The 18,422-nt window shown below is 47.1% G+C and carries 13 protein-coding genes and 1 pseudogene; 7 read left to right on the forward strand and 7 right to left on the reverse strand.

The features are described 5' to 3' along the window. Window positions 1-4: 4 nt before the first annotated feature. The gene (locus ABIE50_RS29380) at window positions 5-3,175 is read right to left on the reverse strand and encodes a SusC/RagA family TonB-linked outer membrane protein (protein WP_209862297.1); all 3,171 of its coding nucleotides are present in this window, start codon (window positions 3,173-3,175) and stop codon (window positions 5-7) included. A gap of 555 nt (window positions 3,176-3,730) precedes the next feature. Here ABIE50_RS29380 and ABIE50_RS29385 point away from each other — a divergent pair. The 4 genes and pseudogenes from ABIE50_RS29385 to ABIE50_RS29400 all read left to right on the forward strand — a co-directional run bounded on the left by ABIE50_RS29385 (window position 3,731) and on the right by ABIE50_RS29400 (window position 10,008). Beyond that, the gene (locus ABIE50_RS29385) at window positions 3,731-4,156 is read left to right on the forward strand and encodes a hypothetical protein (RefSeq protein WP_209862299.1); all 426 of its coding nucleotides are present in this window, start codon (window positions 3,731-3,733) and stop codon (window positions 4,154-4,156) included. 138 nt (window positions 4,157-4,294) lie between these two features. Beyond that, entirely contained in the window at window positions 4,295-5,413 is a 1,119-nt protein-coding gene (locus tag ABIE50_RS29390; RefSeq protein WP_209862302.1) for an efflux RND transporter periplasmic adaptor subunit, read from the forward strand. 30 nt (window positions 5,414-5,443) lie between these two features. Then, a pseudogene (locus ABIE50_RS29395) lies at window positions 5,444-8,585 on the forward strand (efflux RND transporter permease subunit). Continuing rightward, window positions 8,578-10,008 (forward strand): TolC family protein, encoded by a 1,431-nt coding sequence (locus ABIE50_RS29400; protein WP_354028230.1) that lies wholly within the window; start codon window positions 8,578-8,580, stop codon window positions 10,006-10,008. Before ABIE50_RS29395 ends, ABIE50_RS29400 begins: the two are co-directional and overlap by 8 nt. Before the next feature lie 43 nt (window positions 10,009-10,051). On the opposite strand, the gene ABIE50_RS29405 is transcribed toward ABIE50_RS29400, so the two are convergent. Genes ABIE50_RS29405 through ABIE50_RS29415 form a run of 3 tightly spaced genes read right to left on the reverse strand, consistent with a single transcriptional unit; the run spans window position 10,052 to window position 12,437 of the window. Then, window positions 10,052-10,849 (reverse strand): carboxylesterase family protein, encoded by a 798-nt coding sequence (locus ABIE50_RS29405; RefSeq protein WP_209862308.1) that lies wholly within the window; start codon window positions 10,847-10,849, stop codon window positions 10,052-10,054. Between the two features lie 37 nt (window positions 10,850-10,886). Further along, a complete protein-coding gene (locus ABIE50_RS29410; RefSeq protein WP_209862312.1) occupies window positions 10,887-11,684 on the reverse strand; it encodes an O-methyltransferase in 798 nt (265 codons plus the stop codon). Window positions 11,685-11,699: 15 nt separating this feature from the next. Beyond that, the gene (locus tag ABIE50_RS29415; protein ID WP_209862314.1) at window positions 11,700-12,437 is read right to left on the reverse strand and encodes a glycosyltransferase family 2 protein; all 738 of its coding nucleotides are present in this window, start codon (window positions 12,435-12,437) and stop codon (window positions 11,700-11,702) included. Between the two features lie 187 nt (window positions 12,438-12,624). Here ABIE50_RS29415 and ABIE50_RS29420 point away from each other — a divergent pair, with 187 nt between their 5' ends. Together ABIE50_RS29420 and ABIE50_RS29425 are read left to right on the forward strand one after the other, a co-directional pair. Next, window positions 12,625-13,953 (forward strand): hypothetical protein, encoded by a 1,329-nt coding sequence (locus ABIE50_RS29420; RefSeq protein WP_209862317.1) that lies wholly within the window; start codon window positions 12,625-12,627, stop codon window positions 13,951-13,953. Window positions 13,954-14,080: 127 nt separating this feature from the next. Next, complete coding sequence (locus ABIE50_RS29425; RefSeq protein WP_142686295.1) at window positions 14,081-15,025, forward strand: hydrogen peroxide-inducible genes activator; 945 nt, start codon at window positions 14,081-14,083, stop codon at window positions 15,023-15,025. 61 nt (window positions 15,026-15,086) lie between these two features. Here ABIE50_RS29425 and ABIE50_RS29430 read toward each other — a convergent pair whose 3' ends face one another. The 3 genes from ABIE50_RS29430 to prmA all read right to left on the reverse strand — a co-directional run bounded on the left by ABIE50_RS29430 (window position 15,087) and on the right by prmA (window position 17,580). Further along, entirely contained in the window at window positions 15,087-15,890 is an 804-nt protein-coding gene (locus ABIE50_RS29430; RefSeq protein ID WP_209862319.1) for a M48 family metallopeptidase, read from the reverse strand. Between the two features lie 107 nt (window positions 15,891-15,997). Continuing rightward, window positions 15,998-16,639, reverse strand: coding sequence for a glycerol-3-phosphate 1-O-acyltransferase PlsY (plsY, locus tag ABIE50_RS29435; RefSeq protein WP_142686293.1), 642 nt, complete (start codon window positions 16,637-16,639; stop codon window positions 15,998-16,000). Window positions 16,640-16,749: 110 nt separating this feature from the next. Next, window positions 16,750-17,580, reverse strand: coding sequence for a 50S ribosomal protein L11 methyltransferase (prmA, locus tag ABIE50_RS29440; protein ID WP_209862322.1), 831 nt, complete (start codon window positions 17,578-17,580; stop codon window positions 16,750-16,752). A gap of 253 nt (window positions 17,581-17,833) precedes the next feature. Between prmA and ABIE50_RS29445 the strand changes: the two genes are divergently transcribed. Further along, window positions 17,834-18,403 carry a hypothetical protein gene (locus ABIE50_RS29445; protein WP_209862326.1) on the forward strand — a complete coding sequence of 190 codons (570 nt, stop codon included), beginning with the start codon at window positions 17,834-17,836 and terminating at the stop codon, window positions 18,401-18,403. Window positions 18,404-18,422: the final 19 nt, after the last annotated feature.

Below are 18,422 nucleotides of genomic sequence, written 5' to 3' on the forward strand. Positions count from 1 at the left end.
TCGTTTAAAAGGTGACATTCAATCCAAAGAGACCGTTAACAGGCAGCGGGTAGGCTTCATTGGGATTTTCAGGATCTCCGCCGGTAAATTTGTCCTTACCCCATGTCTTTTTAAAGTTGAGGAGGTTTTGTCCTGATATGTATACCCTGACCCGGTTCATGTGCCATCTTTCCATTAAGCTATTAGGGAGGGTATAGCCGATATCTACTGTTCTTAGTTTGATGTATGAGCCATCTTCAATGAAATAGGTAGACATCCGTTTTTCCCCGTTGGCATCGCGGCGGGAGAGGGCAGGAATGTCTGAGTTGGGATTGGATGGCGACCAGGCTTCGAGTATCCGGGAAGGGTGGTTCCGGTCGTTTTGCACGCCGATGTTCCAGAAGTCACTGAGTTCTTTCCAGTTGTTGTAAACGCTGTTGCCAAAAACTCCCTGGATAAAGATGGTGATATCCCAGTTTTTATAGGTTGCTTCCAGGTTTAATCCGGCCATCAGCTTAGGATCCCTTACACCTATCCAGGTACGGTCGTAGGTTTCGTTGATCACGCCGTCGCCGTCAAGGTCTTTGTACCGGATGCGGCCTACACCTTTCCCTTGTTGTTGCGGGGAATTATCTACTTCTTCCTGGGTTTTGAAGATACCGTCTGCCACGAGGCCGTAGAAGGAGTTGAGGGGGCGGCCAATAATATTGTCCAGCAGGCCGTTACCGCCGTATGTATACTTTACGTTTTCCGGTATGGAGTTGATTTTGTTCTTATATGCGGATACATTGGCAGTGAGGCGGTAGGTAAATTCCCGTTTCCTTTCGCCCCAGCTGAGCAGCAATTCGTAGCCCTGGTTGGTCATGTCAGCGGCGTTTACCCAGCGGTAGCCGCCTTCACCCAATGCACCTATATAGGGCGGTTGGAAGAGCATGTCGGTTGTTTTTTTATTGAACCAGTCGAAAGATCCTGACAGGCGGTTGTCCAGGAAGCTGAAGTCGGCGCCGATGTTTGTTTGCGTGGTGGTTTCCCATTTCAGGTCGGGGTTGCCCAGGCTGTTCCTGCGGTATCCGGAGGGGATACTGCCTGTTTGGTTGCCACCAATAGCATAGGCGGTGCCATCAAAATCCCCGAGGTAAATGTTCACGAGGCTGCCGGCGGTGAGCGGGGCGGAGTTACCGTTCTGGCCCCAGCTGGCCCGCAGTTTCAGATCGTTCAGGAATCCGGCATTCTTTAGAAAAGGTTCCTGGCTGATCCTCCATCCGGCAGAAAATGCGGGGAAGGTGCTGTACCGGTTATTCTCCCCGAATACGGAAGAACCATCGCGACGGATGGTGGCAGACAACAGGTATTTCGACTCATAGGAGTAGTTGATCTTACCAAAAAAAGATAACAGCGTCCTTTCATCGCCACCGCCGGTCAATGATTTATTATCGCCTGTGGCGGCAGACAGATATGCATAGTCCCGGCTTTCCAGCAGGATATTGTTGCGGTAGGCATTGGTGAATTCATATACATACCGGTAGGTTTCTATACCGCCTAATATGTCGAAGAGATTTTTGCCGAACTTCAGGTTGTAGATAAGCGTGTTTGTCCAGGTGCGGCCGATGTTTTGCCAGTTGTTTTGTCTGACGCCGTTGATATCGCTGCTTTTGCCGCCTGCTTCCTTCCATTTATGTTCGATGTTCCGGTCGTACCACATGTTATAGTCCAGGCCAAACTGTGTTTTAAAAGCCAGGTTATCGAGGATCCTGAGGTTGGCGTAGCCGGTACCCAGTATCTTCAGGAAGTTGCCTTTGTTGTCTTTATTGATCTCCAGGTCCCTTACAGGGTTGTTGAAGTCGTCCATTCCCAGCGCCATAGCTACACCGCCCCATCCGCCGTTGTTATCATACACGGGTATATTGGGCGGCATTACCAGGAAGCCATAGGTGCTGTTGATGTCTCTTATCCGGAGATTGGTCATGGTAAAATTTTCCCCTATGGTGAGTCTTCCTTTCAGCATTTCGTATTCATTGTTAAAGCGTGCAGAATAGCGTCTGAAAGAGGAGGTGATCTGTGTTCCCTGGTTATCGTAATAGTTGAACGAGAACAGGCTGGATAAATGCTCTTTCCCGCCGGTGATGGTGATCTGGTGGTTTTGCCGGATGCCTGTACGGGTTCCTTCTTTGAACCAGTTGGTGTTGGAAGACGGCATAGTTTTGTCCGCGTTTAACCATTCCACAGGGGTTACAGCATTTAAAACGGGTATGCCGTTCTTATCGCGGTCCCAGTCGTATTTATAAATGCGGATGGCAGCAGCAGGGTCGTCTCCGTCGTTAACGGTAGCCTGCCAGAGCGCTCTTCCGTAGCCGTTTGCATCCAGCATATCCGGTACGCCTGTTATTTTGGATACGCCTACATAGCTTTCATAGGTAACCCTGGTTTCTCCTGATTTGCCTCTCCTGGTATTTATGAGGATAACTCCGCCGGCGGCTCGTGATCCGTAAATGGATGCGGAGGCAGCATCCTTGAGCACCTGCATGGATTCAATATCATTAGGATTGATATCGCGCAGGTTGATGTTAACGGGCTGGCCATCCAGCACGATCAAGGGGGGTGAGGAGTTGATAGAGGTGATACCTCTTACCTGTATGCCTACATTTTCTGCGGGATTACCGTCGGTAGTGATATATAGTCCGGGTATCTTTCCCTGCATGGAGCGCATTACGTTGGCGCTGGGATTTTTGGCAAAGTCGGACCGGTTGATTACCGTGATGGCGCCGGTGAGGTCTGCTTTCCGCTGGGTCATATAACCAGTGGAGATAACCACTTCGCTGAGGTCTTTGCTTTGGCCCAATAGGATCACATCATATGTTAGTGCAGCCGTTAGCGGTATTTCCCTGGTTTCTTTCCCTATGTAAGTGAATACCAATGTGGTGGCGTTGGCTGGTACATCAATACGGTACCTGCCCTGGTCGTTGGTGGTGGCATGCACAGGAAAGCCTTTAGCTGTAATCCCTACACCAGGCAGCGGGTTGGCGGCATCGTCCCTGACCACGCCTGTGATGGTCTTTACCTGTTGTGCCCATGCGCTTAGAAATGCGCCGGTGCTGAGGCACAACAAGAGGATACCCTGTAATATCCATTTTCCGGTATAGGCAGGGAACCCGCGCCCGCCGTGCATCCTGTCATTGGAAGAATACTGTTTTTTCATGAGACCGTAGTTGTTTTTTGGGTGATAAAATTGCTACCGCATTTTCCGGGTACTACATAGCAACCGTGGACCATATCCCGGCAATTATTTACAGGCGTGTAAGACCGCAGTGGCATTGTTTATACCAGTAGTGATCAGTTGTTAAGAATAAAGTGGAAGAGGAGGAGTATAATAAATTATTATACAGTGCTCCGGGACGGTTTTTCAGCTCCGGAGAGGCATAACAGTCCTGCTCCTGAAAATTGTGTTTTCAAGCGGTGATTGTTCATAACCAGTGGATTTATATGTGTTTTATTGCGCTCCGGGTATCAACCCTTGTTATAGAATTTGATTGATATAAAACTGCTTTAACGTTTAAACAACTTGAACGAACTTTGCAAATAAAGCTATTTCTTCTCCCTGAATTTTTAAATAATAAGCCAATTTTGATATGATATTGGCTTATGGGTAGTAAATGTTATCCTGGCAGTAATCATCTTACCGGTTATCAAAAAATAGTTCCTTTACAATAATCTAATCTTCAAATAAATTAAAAACAATTAATTTTGCGGCTTGATGAATAATCGTGCGCACATATTAAAACGGTGGACCCTGGTTAGCTTCCTGCTGTGTTTACAGCTGGTAACTGCCGTTCTGCCTTCAATTGCCGCACATCGTCATTATTTTCTGTTACCGGATCTGCATAAGCAACAGGTAGAACAGGACAGGTTATTAAGTCTTGTTAATAAAATCCCTGTACATTTTGATGCAGATGATGATGGCGCAGAAATGTGGCACATCACCAAACACCGGCGTAAAACCCGCTGGTACCTCAATGCAGCTGCTCCACAGGTGAGTACTGCTACCCGTATTGTTTATCTTGATGCAGATAATACTGCACGCAGTATTTATATTACTGAGAATAAAACCGGTGAGTACGGCCGTCAGAAATCCTTCCTGCCTGCCTACTATTCCTTCCTCTTCCGGTTTACTCCCTTCTGAATACCAGCACATCTTTTATTGTAATCTTTTTTAATTTTTTTTAGGGAGATGCCTGTGTTTTCTGCTTCCATAGCAGATGGCCTCCTGTTGTGTTGTATTCACCTATTCCGGTTATTCCGGGATCAATATTTTATTGCTATGCGTCAATATACAGGGATCTTAACATCGCTGATCGCTCTTTTCATGGCTGGTTGCGCCACCAAAGGAGAAAGTACCAACAAAGAGGATCTTAAAGTTTTACCGGTTACCACACTGGTAACAAAAGATACATTGTTACACCGTTCTTATGTAACAGATATCCAGGCCGTACAAAATGTGGAAATACGCGCCCGTGTTAACGGGTTTCTTGATAAAATATTTATCGATGAAGGCCAGGAAGTAAAAAAGGGACAGCTGTTGTTCGGCATCAGTGATGCAGAATACCGCGCCGAGCTGGCCAAGGCCAAAGCTGTGCTGAGCAGCGTAGTGGCAGAGAGCAAAGCCGCCGCACTGGAACTTGACAGGGTAAAATTGCTGGTGGAGAAAAAAGTAGTGGCGCCTTCCGAACTGGAAGTAGCCAATGCCAAGCTGGCTGCGGCCCAGGCGAAGATAGAAGAGGCCCGTTCCGCCGCCTCCAATGCAGAAATGCGATTATCATACACCAGTATCCGCGCTCCTTTTGACGGTATCATTGACCGTATCCCATTAAAGAAAGGAAGCCTGATCAGTGAAGGTACCCTGCTTACTACGGTATCGGATACACGCGAGATCTATGCATACTTCAATGTTTCAGAAACCGAGTATCTCCAGTATAACAAAGCACTGGCAAAAGGCGATAACAGTTACCGCACAGTATCCCTGGTACTGGCAGATGGTACCGATTATAATCATCCCGGTAAAATAGAAACCATAGAAGGCGAATTTGAAGAAAACACAGGTTCCATTGCCTTCCGCGCACGCTTCCCAAATCCTTCCAAACTGCTGAAACATGGCGCCAGCGGGAAAGTTCGCCTTACTACCGAAATAGACAGTGCAGTGATCATCCCGCAAAAGGCAGTATTCGAAATGCAGGATAAAAACTATGTATTCGTGGTAGATGGCGCTAATACTGTGAAGATGAGAAACTTTGTTCCACAGGCCCGCTTCGCACACTTCTACATTGTTGGGGCAGGGCTGAAACCCGGCGAGCGCATTGTATGTGAAGGTGTGCGCAACATCCGTGATGGTATCCGGATTTCACCGCGCGGCGTTCCAATGGATAGTTTACTCAGTTTATAATCACAGCTCCTTAGCTGAAACCACGCAATAATGTTTGAAACTTTTATAAAAAGACCGGTGTTGTCACTGGTCATATCGCTTATTATCACACTGGTAGGCCTGCTTGCCCTGTTTACATTACCGGTTACCCAGTTCCCGGATATTGTGCCGCCTTCTGTAACAGTAACGGCCAAATATACCGGCGCCAACGCAGAAGTATCTGCCAAGGCGGTGTCTACACCTTTGGAGAGAGCTATTAACGGGGTGCCCGGTATGACGTATATGTCGTCTGTATCCAGTAACGACGGGATCACGGTGATCCAGGTATTTTTCCAGGTGGGTACAGATCCCGACCAGGCAGCTGTAAACGTACAAAACCGCGTGGCCACCATCATTGATGAGCTGCCGGAAGAAGTGATCAAGGCGGGTGTTACTACAGAAAAAGAGGTGAACAGTATGCTGCTGTACCTCAACGTGATGAGTGAAGACACCACCCTTGATGAGCAGTTCATCTACAACTTTGCAGATATCAATGTGCTCCAGGAACTGAAACGTATCGACGGTGTAGGCCGCGCGGAAATCATGGGTGCAAAGGAATACGCCATGCGCGTATGGCTGAAACCCGATCGCATGCTGGCTTACAACGTATCCGCTGATGAAGTGATACAGGCCATCCGTAAACAGAACATTGAAGCCGCTCCCGGTAAAACCGGCGAAAGCTCTGATAAAGACCCCAATATGCTGCAATATGTATTGCGGTATACCGGTAAGTTTTTTGAGCCGGAACAATACCGGCAGATCGTATTGCGGGCCGGCCAGGATGGTTCGGTGCTTCACCTGAAAGATATTGCCGATGTGGAATTCGGCTCGCTCACCTACAGCATGGTATCCAAAACAGATGGTAAACCCTCTGCCTCTATCATGCTCAAACAGCGGCCCGGCTCTAATGCGCGTGATGTAATTAACAATGTGAAGGCAAAAATGGAAAGAAATGAAGCAATCCTCATTTCCTCCGGGCATGACCTTCAACTTCAACTACGACGTATCCCGCTTCCTGGATGCCTCTATCCATGAAGTGGTAAGAACCTTGTTTGAGGCATTCCTGCTGGTGTTTATAGTAGTATTTATTTTCCTGCAGGATTTCCGCTCCACCCTCATTCCTGCCCTTGCCGTACCGGTGGCATTGATCGGTACGCTGGCCTTTATGCAGATGATGGGCTTTTCCATTAACCTGCTCACCCTTTTTGCACTTGTACTGGCTATCGGTATCGTGGTAGACAATGCCATTGTAGTGGTAGAAGCCGTACACGTGAAGATGAGTGAAGAGCACCTGCCTCCCCTGGAAGCCACTCTGGCAGCCATGAAGGAGATCAGCGGGGCATTGGTGGCCATCACCCTTGTAATGTCTGCAGTATTTATACCAGTGGCATTCCTGTCGGGCCCGGTCGGGGTTTTCTACCGGCAGTTCTCCCTCACTCTGGCCATTTCTATCGTGATCTCCGGTATTAACGCAGTAACGTTAACGCCTGCACTCTGTGCCATCATGTTGAAAGACACACATGGCAAACCACGTAAAAAGAACCTGCTGCAGCGCTGCTTTAATGCTTTCAACAAAGGATATAATGCTACTGAAAATAAATATGCGAAGCTCATCAGCTTCATCGCAGGAAGGAGACTGATCACCCTGGCCTGCCTTATCTTTTTCTTCGCCGCCACCTGGGGCGTAAGCGCTATCCTCCCTTCAGGGTTCATCCCTACGGAAGACCAGGGCATGATCTATGTAAACGTAACCACTCCTCCCGGCGCCACGGTAGAACGTACCGAAGCCATACTGGACCAGGTACAGGCTATTGCCGCTGAACTGGGCGAAGTGGAATCCGTATCCACCCTGGCGGGTTACAGCCTGGTAAATGAGGTTGCCGGCGCTTCTTATGGCATGGGCATGGTAAACCTAAAATCATGGGACGAGCGCAAAGCCTCCGTGCAGGATATCATTGAAATCTTACAAAAGAAAACTGCCGCTATTGCAGATGCCAGCATCGAATTTTTCCCGCCGCCTACCGTTCCGGGGTTTGGTAACTCCAGCGGGTTTGAATTACGGCTTCTCGACCGCAGCGGCACCGGCGACCTGCGGCAAACGGCACAGGTAACCAATCAATTCATTGATGCGCTGAAAAAACGGCCGGAAATAGGCAGCGCCTTCACCAGCTTTGATGCGGAGTTCCCCCAGTACCTGATCCATGTAGACCAGGCCATGGCAGCTAAAAAAGGGGTGAGTATAGAAAACGCCATGAGCAACCTGCAAACGCTGATGGGTAGCTTCTACGCGTCTAACTTCATCCGCTTCGGGCAAATGTATAAGGTAATGGTACAGGCGGATCCGTCTTACCGTGCTAAACCCGACGACCTGTTACGGCTATACGTAAAAAACGACCGGGGCGAAATGGTATCCTATTCCGACTTCGTAAAACTGGAACGCGTATACGGCCCGGAACAGCTAACACGGTACAATATGTATACCGCCGCTATGATCAATGGCGACGCCAAACCCGGGTTCAGCAGCAGCCAGGCCATTGCTGCCGTGCAGGAAGTAGCCGCCACAGAACTTCCCAGGGGATACAGCTATGAATGGAGCGGTATGACCAGGGAGCAGATCCTTTCCGGTAACCAGGCGGTTTATATTTTTATTATCGTACTGGTATTTGTGTACCTGCTGCTGGCGGCCCAGTATGAAAGCTTCCTGCTGCCGCTGCCTGTGTTGCTGTCGTTGCCCGCCGGTATCTTCGGCGCCTTCCTTTCGCTGAAGCTGCTGGGCCTGGAAAATAATATTTATGCGCAGGTAGCACTGGTAATGCTGATAGGATTGCTGGGTAAAAACGCTATCCTCATCGTGGAATTTGCCATCCTGAGAAACAAACATGGCGCTACTATCCTGGCTGCGGCCAAAGAAGGAGCTGTATCCAGGCTACGCCCTATTCTCATGACCTCCTTTGCGTTCATAGCCGGATTGATACCACTTTGTATTGCTTCCGGCGCAGGCGCCATGGGCAACCGTTCCATTGGTACCGCCGCCGCGGGCGGAATGCTCATCGGAACCATCTTCGGTGTACTGATCATACCCGGATTATATGTGCTGTTTGCTTCCATGATCAGGAAAAAATCCGTTGAACTAAAAGCTTACACCAATGAATAAACGAATATATCAATACGCATTATATGCTGCCATGGCCACTGCAACAGTGGCCTGCAGCACACAAAAGGAACTGGCCCTGCCGGAACGTATAAGCGTTCCCGTGGTTTCCGGTAACAGCAGCGATACCATTTCGCTGCAAAACTTTACACAGGTGTTTAATGATCCTCATCTGCGGAGCCTTATTGACACTGCGTTGCGTAACAACTACGACCTGCTCTCTGCAGCACAGCGGGTGGCCACCGCCCAGGCCAACCTGATGATGGCGAAGAATGCATGGCTGCCATCACTGAACCTTTCCCTGTCGGCCGGTGTGGATAAGTACGCAGACTATACGCTTAACGGTGTAGGTAACTTTGATACCAACCTGTCGCCCAATATCAGCAAAGATCAACGTATCCCCGGCCCAACGCCCGAGTATTTCGCCGGGCTGAGAAGCAGCTGGGAAATAGACCTGTGGGGAAAACTGAAAAGTCAGCGCCAGGCTACCTATGCGCGCTTCCTGGGCAGTGAACAGGGACGGCGCCTGCTCACCACACAAATTGTAGCAGGCGTTACCGGCCTTTATTATGAGCTCACTGCGATGGACAATGAGCTGGCTATTATTCAACGCAATATCAAATTACAGGAAGCGGCTGTAGCTACCGTGCACATTCAGAAAGCCGGTGGCCGCGCTACAGAGCTCGCAGTACAACAATTCACCGCACAGCTGCTGAGCACACAGGCATTGGAGTATGGCGTCAAGCAGGAAATTGCTTCCCTTGAAAACCAGCTCAACGCCCTCCTGGGCAGGTTGCCACAACCTGTTGAGCGTAGCGTTGTAAAGGACACGCAGGCCTTGCCCGATGCCATTAAAAGGGGGATTCCCGCCAGTTTGCTGCTGCAACGCCCGGATGTACAACGCGCCGAGCTGGAACTGGCCGCTACAAAAGCCGATGTTAAAGCGGCAAGGGCGGCCTTTTTACCTGGCCTTACCATTACCCCTTATGCAGGTTTTAATGCCTTCAAAGCGGGGTTGCTGTTCCAGTCGCCCGCGTCCATTGCATGGGGCGCAGTAGGCAATTTAACCGCCCCCATCTTCAATAAAAAACAGATAAAGGCACAATACAATATCAGTACCGCCAATGCGTGGACGGCATTCTATGAATACCAGCAGGCCATTGTAAATGGGTACCAGGAAGTGGCATCTGCCCTGAATAAAGTAGAGAACCAGCAGGAAGCATATGCGCTGAAAAGTAAAGAGGTGCTGGTACTGCAACAGGCGGTGTCTACAGCAAACGTGCTTTTCACAACAGGGTATGCCAATTACCTGGAAGTGATCACTGCTCAGAAAAATGTGCTGGAAGCTGAACTGGCGCTGGTAACCACGCGGCGTAATGTATACCAGGGCATGGTATCCCTGTACAGGGCATTGGGTGGTAATTAAGATGTATAAAAGAAGAAGGAGCGCCTGAACGCTCCTTCTTCTTTTATTTTTTACGGTGTTTAAATAACCAGGGCATAAAACCGGGCTCCACAAACATATTATCCCAGCTGTTGTGCCCCACGCCTGGATATTCTGTATATTTTTCTTCGGCGCCCAGTGCTTTCAGTTTCGCATCATAAGCCCTGGAAGCCTCTACCGGTACTACCTTATCATTTCCGCCGTGAAAGATCCACACCGGCACTTTTTTCGCAAAGTTACCGGCGGCGGCCACGTTACCGGCGCCACAGATGGGAAACGCGGCAGCAAAAAGATTGGGACGTTTTGTGATTTCATAGAAGGTGCCCATTCCTCCAAGCGATAAACCACCGATGTACACACGTTTGGTATCTACTTTTCCGCTTGCCAGCAAGTTATCCAGCAACTGGTTGAGTAAAGCAGTGGGTGGCGTGGGGTCGCCGTCCAGCGGGAAATCTGCCTGGATGACCTTGCCGGTGCTGTCGCGCACAAATTTCATGGGCGCCCAGGTTTGATTATCCGGGCACTGGGGGAAAAGCACAAATGCAGGGTAGTTGGCCCGTATGGTATCACGCAGGAACATGGCGCCTCCGTGTTTAAGTTGCGCCTCATTATCGCGGCCTCTTTCACCGGCTCCATGCAGGAAGACGATCAGCGGGTATTTTTTATGACGATCGTAGTTGGCCGGCAACAGGAGACGGTACTGCAGGGTATCACCCTTACGGATAAACGATTCTTTACTGTATTGGGAAAGACTATCCTGTGCGGTGGCTGCCAGGCTGCCGGATAGCGAACAGGCAATGAGGAGTATTTTCAGGTAACGCATAACGGGGAAATTTTATGCCTAATATACTACCTCAAAATCAGTATTTCAGGGTAAAATGTTGTTTCACCTTAAAATCCTTTCTGAAAAATACCAGCCCTATAAAAAACAGGTCGATGGTCATGGTTACCTGCGGATGTTCCTGTATGGTATGCCAGGCTGCTTCCATATCCGGGGTCCAGTGAATATCGTCGAATATAAAAACGGAATACTCATCCGCAAACTGAAGGCACTGCTCAAAATAGGCCAGCGTAGGCTCTTTGCGGTGATTGCCATCTATATAAACCCAGTCGGGCAACTGTATCTGCTTTAATACATCCGGTAACACGGTGTCGAAGTTACCGGTGATCTGCCTGATATTTTTTATATGCAGCGCTTCAAAATTTTTGGCTGCCCTGGCTGCTATATTAGGGCATCCTTCTATGGTATAAACGTGGGCATGCGGGGCAGCCTTTGCCATATATGCCGCAGAAAGGCCCATAGAAGTGCCCAGTTCCAGGATACGGGCAGGTTGGAGGTATTGTATCAGCCGGTAAAATAACTGGCCGAATTTAGGCTGTTTGGCGGCATAACGGGTAATGTCCCGCACACGGCGCTCATTACCGGCTGATATCAGTGATCCTGCGCCCAGGTCGGTCACCTGCAGCGTTTCATCACTTTTCAGAAGCTGTTTCCGCAACTGTTCTATTTCCCGGAAAGCAGGATGCTGTTTCTTATCCAGCAACACATCTTCTATCAGTGAAAATACAAAGGGAGAATGTACATCATGACGATTGCCTGAAGTAAAATAATACTTCAGGTATTTTCCGGCTAAATTATACTGTTGCGCTAAACCCACTGGCTGAATTATTTTTTAATAGATCTTTCCTTTTACGATGCCCCACATATGCAAACGATGCTGCAGGGACACTCTCAATACGCCGAGGCCGTAAATGGCGCTGCGCTTGAAATTGATACTGGAGGCCTCGTCGAAATATTTGGTAGGACAGGTAATCTCTGCAATATCGTATCCTTTCATAAATATCTGGGAAACCATTTCATTATCAAACACAAAATCGTCATTATCAGCCATATAGTTGATATTACGCAGTACCTCCGATGAAAATGTCCGGTAGCCGGTGTGATATTCACTCAGTTTCTGACCGATGAGGATGTTTTGTGTCAATGTTAAGAAACGATTAAATATATATTTATACATCGGCATTCCCCCTTTCAGGGCGCCTTTTCCCAGGATCCTGGACCCGAAAACCACCGGGTATACATCATTGGCAATAATACTGCACATAGCAGTAATGAGCTTGGGTGTGTACTGGTAATCGGGGTGCAACATCACCACGATATCGGCTCCCAGCTCAAGAGCCTTGTTGTAACAGGATTTCTGGTTACCTCCGTAACCTTTGTTTTTATCATGACGTATCAGGTGCTGAATCCCAAGCCGCTTGCCGACTTCAAGGGTATCGTCCCTGCTGGCATCATCCACCAGTACTACGTCATCAACTATGTCAAAAGGGATTTCCCGGAATGTTTTTTCCAGTGTAAGTGCTGCGTTGTAGGCCGGTAATACAACCACTATCTTTTTGTTGTTAAGCATGAAAGTGGATCAAATTTGGCAGCAAAGGTAACTTACCTGCTGATAATTCAAAATATATCAGGTAAATGCCAGCCGGATGCCACCTATCATGATTTAATTTTAACTGTTATTAATTATTTATCTTTGCATGATGACGTTTTTGGCATCATATTTTCTTAAATTTTTGTTAACAAAAAGCAAAAACAACATGTTAAAACACCTACCAACGGAAATGAGGCATGATAAACGCTTGACCTGCAAGCCCGATGAGTCATTACCGTTAGTACACCTGGCCCAGAGACTCCTGACCACCGGATGGATGAAAGTGCTACCAGCCCCTCTTGTTTTACTTTTTACTTTCCAGACAGCTTACGCACAGGACCCGGAACTGAAAAGTACCACAGCGTCTGTAATCAAAACGCAGGATACCACTATCCGCAAACTGATGGAAGACATACAACGGATCACCGACAATGACAAACAAAACTCCACTGCGATACAGGCTCTTTTACAGGGAAAGGAAATAGATAACATCACCAAATACGAGCTGATAAAGAACAATATCATTAATGCCAGCGAAACGTATTACCTGCTTAACAAAAAGATCATCGATCTGAAGTCGCGTACCACTACCAATAACCTCGATGTTTTTATTACCTCTCTGAATAACCCTGAAAGTAAAGCGTTAGGGTTCTCGCTGAGCGACCGTATCGTGGAACTGGTTGAAAAAATTATCCTGAAAAATAAGGGCGATAAAAGTGAGAAGAACTCCAAGATTGTGGAGTCTACCAAATCGATCATCAACAGCCCTATTTTCCAGAGCTTTACTTCCCTCACGCCGCCGCTGGCTATTGCCAACTCGGTGATGAACTTTCTTCACAGCGTGAGTGTAAATAATAAGCAGATCAACCAGAAATCATTACAGGAATTCGAAAAAGAGCTGAATAAATATGTGGTGTATTATACTGCATTGAATGATGCCAACCAGAAATTTGAATACGGGTTGAACTTTAACAAAGATCAGCTAAGCCTGTTGCAGGATAACCTGTTTGATCATCTTTCATTTACCGCCACCTCTCTTAAATTCCCTGCTCCTCAAAAAGGCAACCAGGGCCTGAGCCAAACGATGAATGAATACTTTTTTGATTTCAAGAAAGAGAAGGTAGTGGATTACTTTGCTAAACTGGAAGAGAAATACACCAAAGGCAAACGGATCGATTATGAATCCCTGCTCCGCGAGAATTCGTCCCTGAAAGAAGTCAACAACCAGCTGGAAGACCTGGTGCTGCAAACCAAGCGGTTTGAAAATCTTTACAACGAGTATTTCACTTTGCTGGATTCATATTATACCAAAGTGAACAACTCACTGAAAATAGCGCAGGATAACGGGCTTGCCGATAAAAGCATTATCGACACCAAGCAGGCTGAATTCAGGAACCTGAAAACAGAAGCAGTGGCGGAAATCCAGGCTTCTATCAACATCAGGGAGCTGTATAGCAATACAGAAAAAATTAAATACCGTTACCGGATATTCTAATTAGATACATTCATTATAAAGCGAATGACGGCAGGGAAATATTTCTTTGCCGTCATTCGCTTTTATAGGATTTAACGTCTTTCCTATAGATTTTATTTATACCTTTGTTTCCACAATCTCAGAGGAAATGACCACAGTTCAATTGGAGTACATTGTTGCGGTAGATACATACAGAAGTTTTGTAGTAGCAGCAGAGAAATGCTTTGTAACCCAGCCAACGCTGAGCATGCAGATACAGAAACTGGAAGATGAATTAGGCATTAAACTGTTTGACCGCAGTAAATTACCGGTGGTGCCTACAGAAATAGGCGTATCCGTAATAGCCCAGGCCAGGATCATTATTAAAGAAAATGCCCGCATCCGGGAGATCATTGCAGATCAGAAAAAAGAGGTACAGGGAAACCTGAAAGTAGGGATCATCCCCACCCTGGCGCCTTATCTGCTTCCCCGTATACTCACAGGTTTCATGAAAAAATATCCGAAAGTACGGCTGGAGATATGGGAATATCCCACAGAACAGATTATGCAGCAGCTGAAACAGGAACTGCTGGATTGCGGCTTACTGGCCACCCCACTGCACAACCCCCACCTGGAAGAGCATCCTTTATTTTATGAGTCGTTTGTAGTATATGCTGCCAAAACCAATTCCCTGTACGAGAAAAAAATAGTGAAGGCAGAAGATCTGGACATCAAAGATGTGTGGTTGCTGAATGAAGGCCATTGTATGCGTAACCAGGTGCTGAATATCTGCAAGGATAAGTTCACCATGGGCGATAATAAGAACCTGGAATACAATACCGGCAGTGTGGAAACGCTGAAAAGAATGGTGGATATCAATGAAGGCTATACGATTTTACCGGAGTTGTCGCTGCAGGATCTTTCCACCCGCCAGTTGAATATGGTGCGCTATTTCAAAGCGCCGGAACCGGTAAGGGAGATCAGCCTGGTAACACACCGTCATTTTATCAAACAGGCGTTGATCGAGGCTTTTAAGAAAGAGATCCTGGCACATGTTCCGGATAAAATGAAAGTGCAGAAAAATAAAAAGGTGATTGAAATTATAACAGAATAAGGAAGATAAAAAAGCAACGGGCCGGTAATGATACATTACCGGCCCGTTGCTTTTTTATAATTTATGCTTTACCGGGAGTATAATATTTCATTGCCTCCGGCATCAGCTGTTGCAATTTCTGTACGCGGGTAGCGTCGCTTGGGTGAGTGCTCAGCAATTCAGGCGGTTTCTGACCCTTGCTCATGTTAGCCATACGCTGCCAGAAAGGAATGGATTCCTGCGGGTTGTAACCTGCCATCGCCATGAATATCACGCCAAGGTGATCGGCCTCCAGCTCATTACCACGGGAAAAAGCCAGGGTACCTAAGTTACCGCCAACTCCGAATGCCTGGTTAAAAATATTTACTGCGGTAGGATTCCTGTTTAATGCTACCGAACCTGCTACCTGGATTCCCTGCATTACCAGGCCCTGGCTCATACGCTCGTTACCATGACGGGCAATAGCATGTGCAATTTCATGTCCCATTACACAGGCAAGTGCGGTTTCGTTTTGGGTTACCGGCAGCAAACCGGTATACACCACCACTTTACCACCTGGCATGCACCAGGCATTTACTTCTTTACTGTCTACCAGGTTAAACTCCCATTTATAGCTGGATATTTCATTACCCATGTTATTCTGGTTCATGTACCTGGTTACCGCGTTCGCAATACGCTGGCCCACCCTTTTTACCATTTCGGCATCTTTACTGGTAGTTTGCGATACTACTTTGTTCTCTGACAAAAACGACTGGTACTGCTGCAGCGCCATAGATTGCATGGTACTTTCAGGAACAAGGTTCAACTGGCTACGGCCGGTAATGGGTACACGTGAACAGGCCGCCAATGCAAGGCTTGCAGTAAAGAATAAAACATACTTTTTCATGGGAGCATCAATTTAAATATGCGTAAAACGCAAAAAGCACAAAGCAAAAAGCATGCACATTTTATGGCTATCGCTTTTTGCTTCCTGCTTTAATAATATAACTATAACTAGTTCTTGTCCTTTTTGTTTTTAAACAGTGGCACTTTACTTTCCACTCCTTTTAACAGCCTCGTGATATTCTTCTGGTGGGTTAATACCACCATTAAAGCAACAGCTATAGCAAATATGCGATAAAAGATTTCAGGTTCGTTGAAGATATAGAGGATAAGTATGGGGAAAGCGATACTGGCAATGATAGAGCTGAGAGACACATACCTTGTCAGGAAAAGGATCATTAAAAAGACCCCTACACAACATAAAGCTACCAGGGGCTGGATAGCCAGTACCAGTCCGAACAGGGTAGCAATTCCTTTACCTCCCTTGAAGTTTGCCCAAATGGGGAATATATGACCTACCACTGCAGCGAGCCCCAAACCGATCTGGAGGTTCACCAGCTGGGTAAGATGCTCAGGATCAAGATAATAAGGTGCCAGATAAGCCAAACGCACAGCTAATACACCTTTCAGCATATCTACCACCATTACAAAAGTACCCGCTTTCGGACCAAGCACCCTGAAAGTATTGGTGGCGCCGGCATTGCCGCTGCCATACTCCCGGATGTCCATACCAAAAACGCCTTTACTCACCCAGACAGCCGTAGGAACAGATCCTACCAGATAAGCACAAATAAGCAATAAAATTTCTACCATCACTACAAGTTAGGAATGCTAAGATAACAAATTCTGTGTTAAAATAGAGAGAATATTAGAAAAGATTGTAACACAAAAGTTGGATTATCAACGCTATTTATATGTAACTTTTATTTATTTACTTCCGGTACACAAAACCGGAGCGCCAGCCAGTTATCTTTTTCTATTCTTTCTTCCCTGGTAAATCCTTCAGAAACTGCTGCTGCAGTAATGTTTTCTTCATCGGTAGGTAAAATGCCACTCAGCAGTAATTTGCCTCCGGGTATCAGTAACCGGTACATATCTCCCATAAATTTCATCAAAATGTTATAGTTGATATTTGCCAGCAATATATCATATTTTCCGGTAATCACATCAAGATTGTCCGCCTGCCATACCTTTACTTTGCTCATTCCATTGGCGGCGATGTTTTCCAGGGTATTATTTACAGACCACTCGTCATAGTCGATGGCATCTATCGTTGCAGCTCCCATCATTTCCGCCAGTATAGCCAGTATCCCGGTGCCTGTGCCGAAATCAAACACCTTTTTGCCTTTAAGGTCCAGCTGCTCCATGAGCTTTATCATAGAGGCGGTGGTAGCATGATGCCCGGTACCAAAAGCCATTTTAGGGGTAATAATAATTTCATATTCGGGCTGCGGGTCAAACGGCGGATGAAACTCCGCCCGGATACCGCAAAAGCGGTCTACCTGAACAGGCTGAAAATTACTTTCCCATACCGCGTTCCAGTTAACCGGCAGTATGGTTTCTTTCGTATAGGTAACCCCGTGAGCGGTAAGCTGCTCTTCCAGTGCGACCTCATCAAAATCGGCAGCGGGAATATAGGCGATCAGCGCATCTGGCTGTTCTTCAAACCCTTCGTACTTCAGTTCAGACAATTGTGCAATCAGCAGGTCTGTTTGTGCCGCAGCAGCGCGGATGGTAATGGCAATGTAGGACATAGGCGGCAAAGATAGCTATTAGCGGGTAGCTTTCAGCGTTTACGGCAATGGATTTCGCTGTTGTATTAAACGGCGGCTTCCTGTGCCTGCGGCAGCCAGGGGATTGTTCATTGCTTCAACGTAAACATTATGTCGGGTTATTTTACCGCATTCGGTAGCTATGGAGGATTGTTCATTGCTTCAAAGTAAGCCCGCGCATCTTCCTGATATCAAAATTCGTTATATTTGATTTTTAAATTATATCACATATCCTATGAAAGCACTGTTTCTCCTGCTTACCGGCATGGTCCTGTCGCTGACCGGAATAGCCCAGGTAATCAAAGTACGGCCTCCTGAACCTATCACAGATTCAATTATTTATCAAACCGACAATGTAACACTGATCTTTGACCGGAAGCATCTCACGGAATATATGGCGACCATGGATTCCACTCTCCGCAACAGTAAGTATAGCAATAAGGTATTTAACAGTGTGCAGTTTGCGCACCTGAATGCCATAGATATGGGCAATCATTTCCGTAAGGCCTACTGTTACCTGGAAGATACTGCCAATAAGGATTTCAGTTACAGTACCGGTAAAATGAACATGTTATGGGCAGAAGATGGGGGCATTATGCTTCCCTATGTGGAAGAAATAATGCCTGACCTGCTGGCCGCGGGTGAAGTAAGGGTGATAGACAGAAGTACAAAGGCAATACAACCGGTTTATAAAATGATTGCCGAGCCTGTTGACGGTACCAACTACCGCGTATTTCGCCTGAATAGCGGGCGGGAGATCTTCAGGGAAAGCACTTTCCGGGTAGAACAGCTCACCAGAAGATAAAAACGGATCCATCATAAAT

The organism is Chitinophaga sp. OAE865 (assembly GCF_040546735.1).
GTDB classification, from domain to species: Bacteria; Bacteroidota; Bacteroidia; order Chitinophagales; family Chitinophagaceae; genus Chitinophaga; species Chitinophaga polysaccharea_A.

Bases quoted from the DNA above. Each gene is read 5' to 3' on its own strand.
- ABIE50_RS29380 (WP_209862297.1), bottom strand. From the start codon at position 3,175: ATGAAAAAACAGTATTCTTCCAATGACAGGATGCACGGCGGGCGCGGG.
- ABIE50_RS29385 (WP_209862299.1), top strand. From the start codon at position 3,731: ATGAATAATCGTGCGCACATATTAAAACGGTGGACCCTGGTTAGCTTC.
- ABIE50_RS29390 (WP_209862302.1), top strand. From the start codon at position 4,295: ATGCGTCAATATACAGGGATCTTAACATCGCTGATCGCTCTTTTCATG.
- ABIE50_RS29400 (WP_354028230.1), top strand. From the start codon at position 8,578: ATGAATAAACGAATATATCAATACGCATTATATGCTGCCATGGCCACT.
- ABIE50_RS29405 (WP_209862308.1), bottom strand. From the start codon at position 10,849: ATGCGTTACCTGAAAATACTCCTCATTGCCTGTTCGCTATCCGGCAGC.
- ABIE50_RS29415 (WP_209862314.1), bottom strand. From the start codon at position 12,437: ATGCTTAACAACAAAAAGATAGTGGTTGTATTACCGGCCTACAACGCA.
- ABIE50_RS29420 (WP_209862317.1), top strand. From the start codon at position 12,625: ATGTTAAAACACCTACCAACGGAAATGAGGCATGATAAACGCTTGACC.
- ABIE50_RS29425 (WP_142686295.1), top strand. From the start codon at position 14,081: ATGACCACAGTTCAATTGGAGTACATTGTTGCGGTAGATACATACAGA.
- ABIE50_RS29430 (WP_209862319.1), bottom strand. From the start codon at position 15,890: ATGAAAAAGTATGTTTTATTCTTTACTGCAAGCCTTGCATTGGCGGCC.
- plsY (WP_142686293.1), bottom strand. From the start codon at position 16,639: ATGGTAGAAATTTTATTGCTTATTTGTGCTTATCTGGTAGGATCTGTT.
- prmA (WP_209862322.1), bottom strand. From the start codon at position 17,580: ATGTCCTACATTGCCATTACCATCCGCGCTGCTGCGGCACAAACAGAC.
- ABIE50_RS29445 (WP_209862326.1), top strand. From the start codon at position 17,834: ATGAAAGCACTGTTTCTCCTGCTTACCGGCATGGTCCTGTCGCTGACC.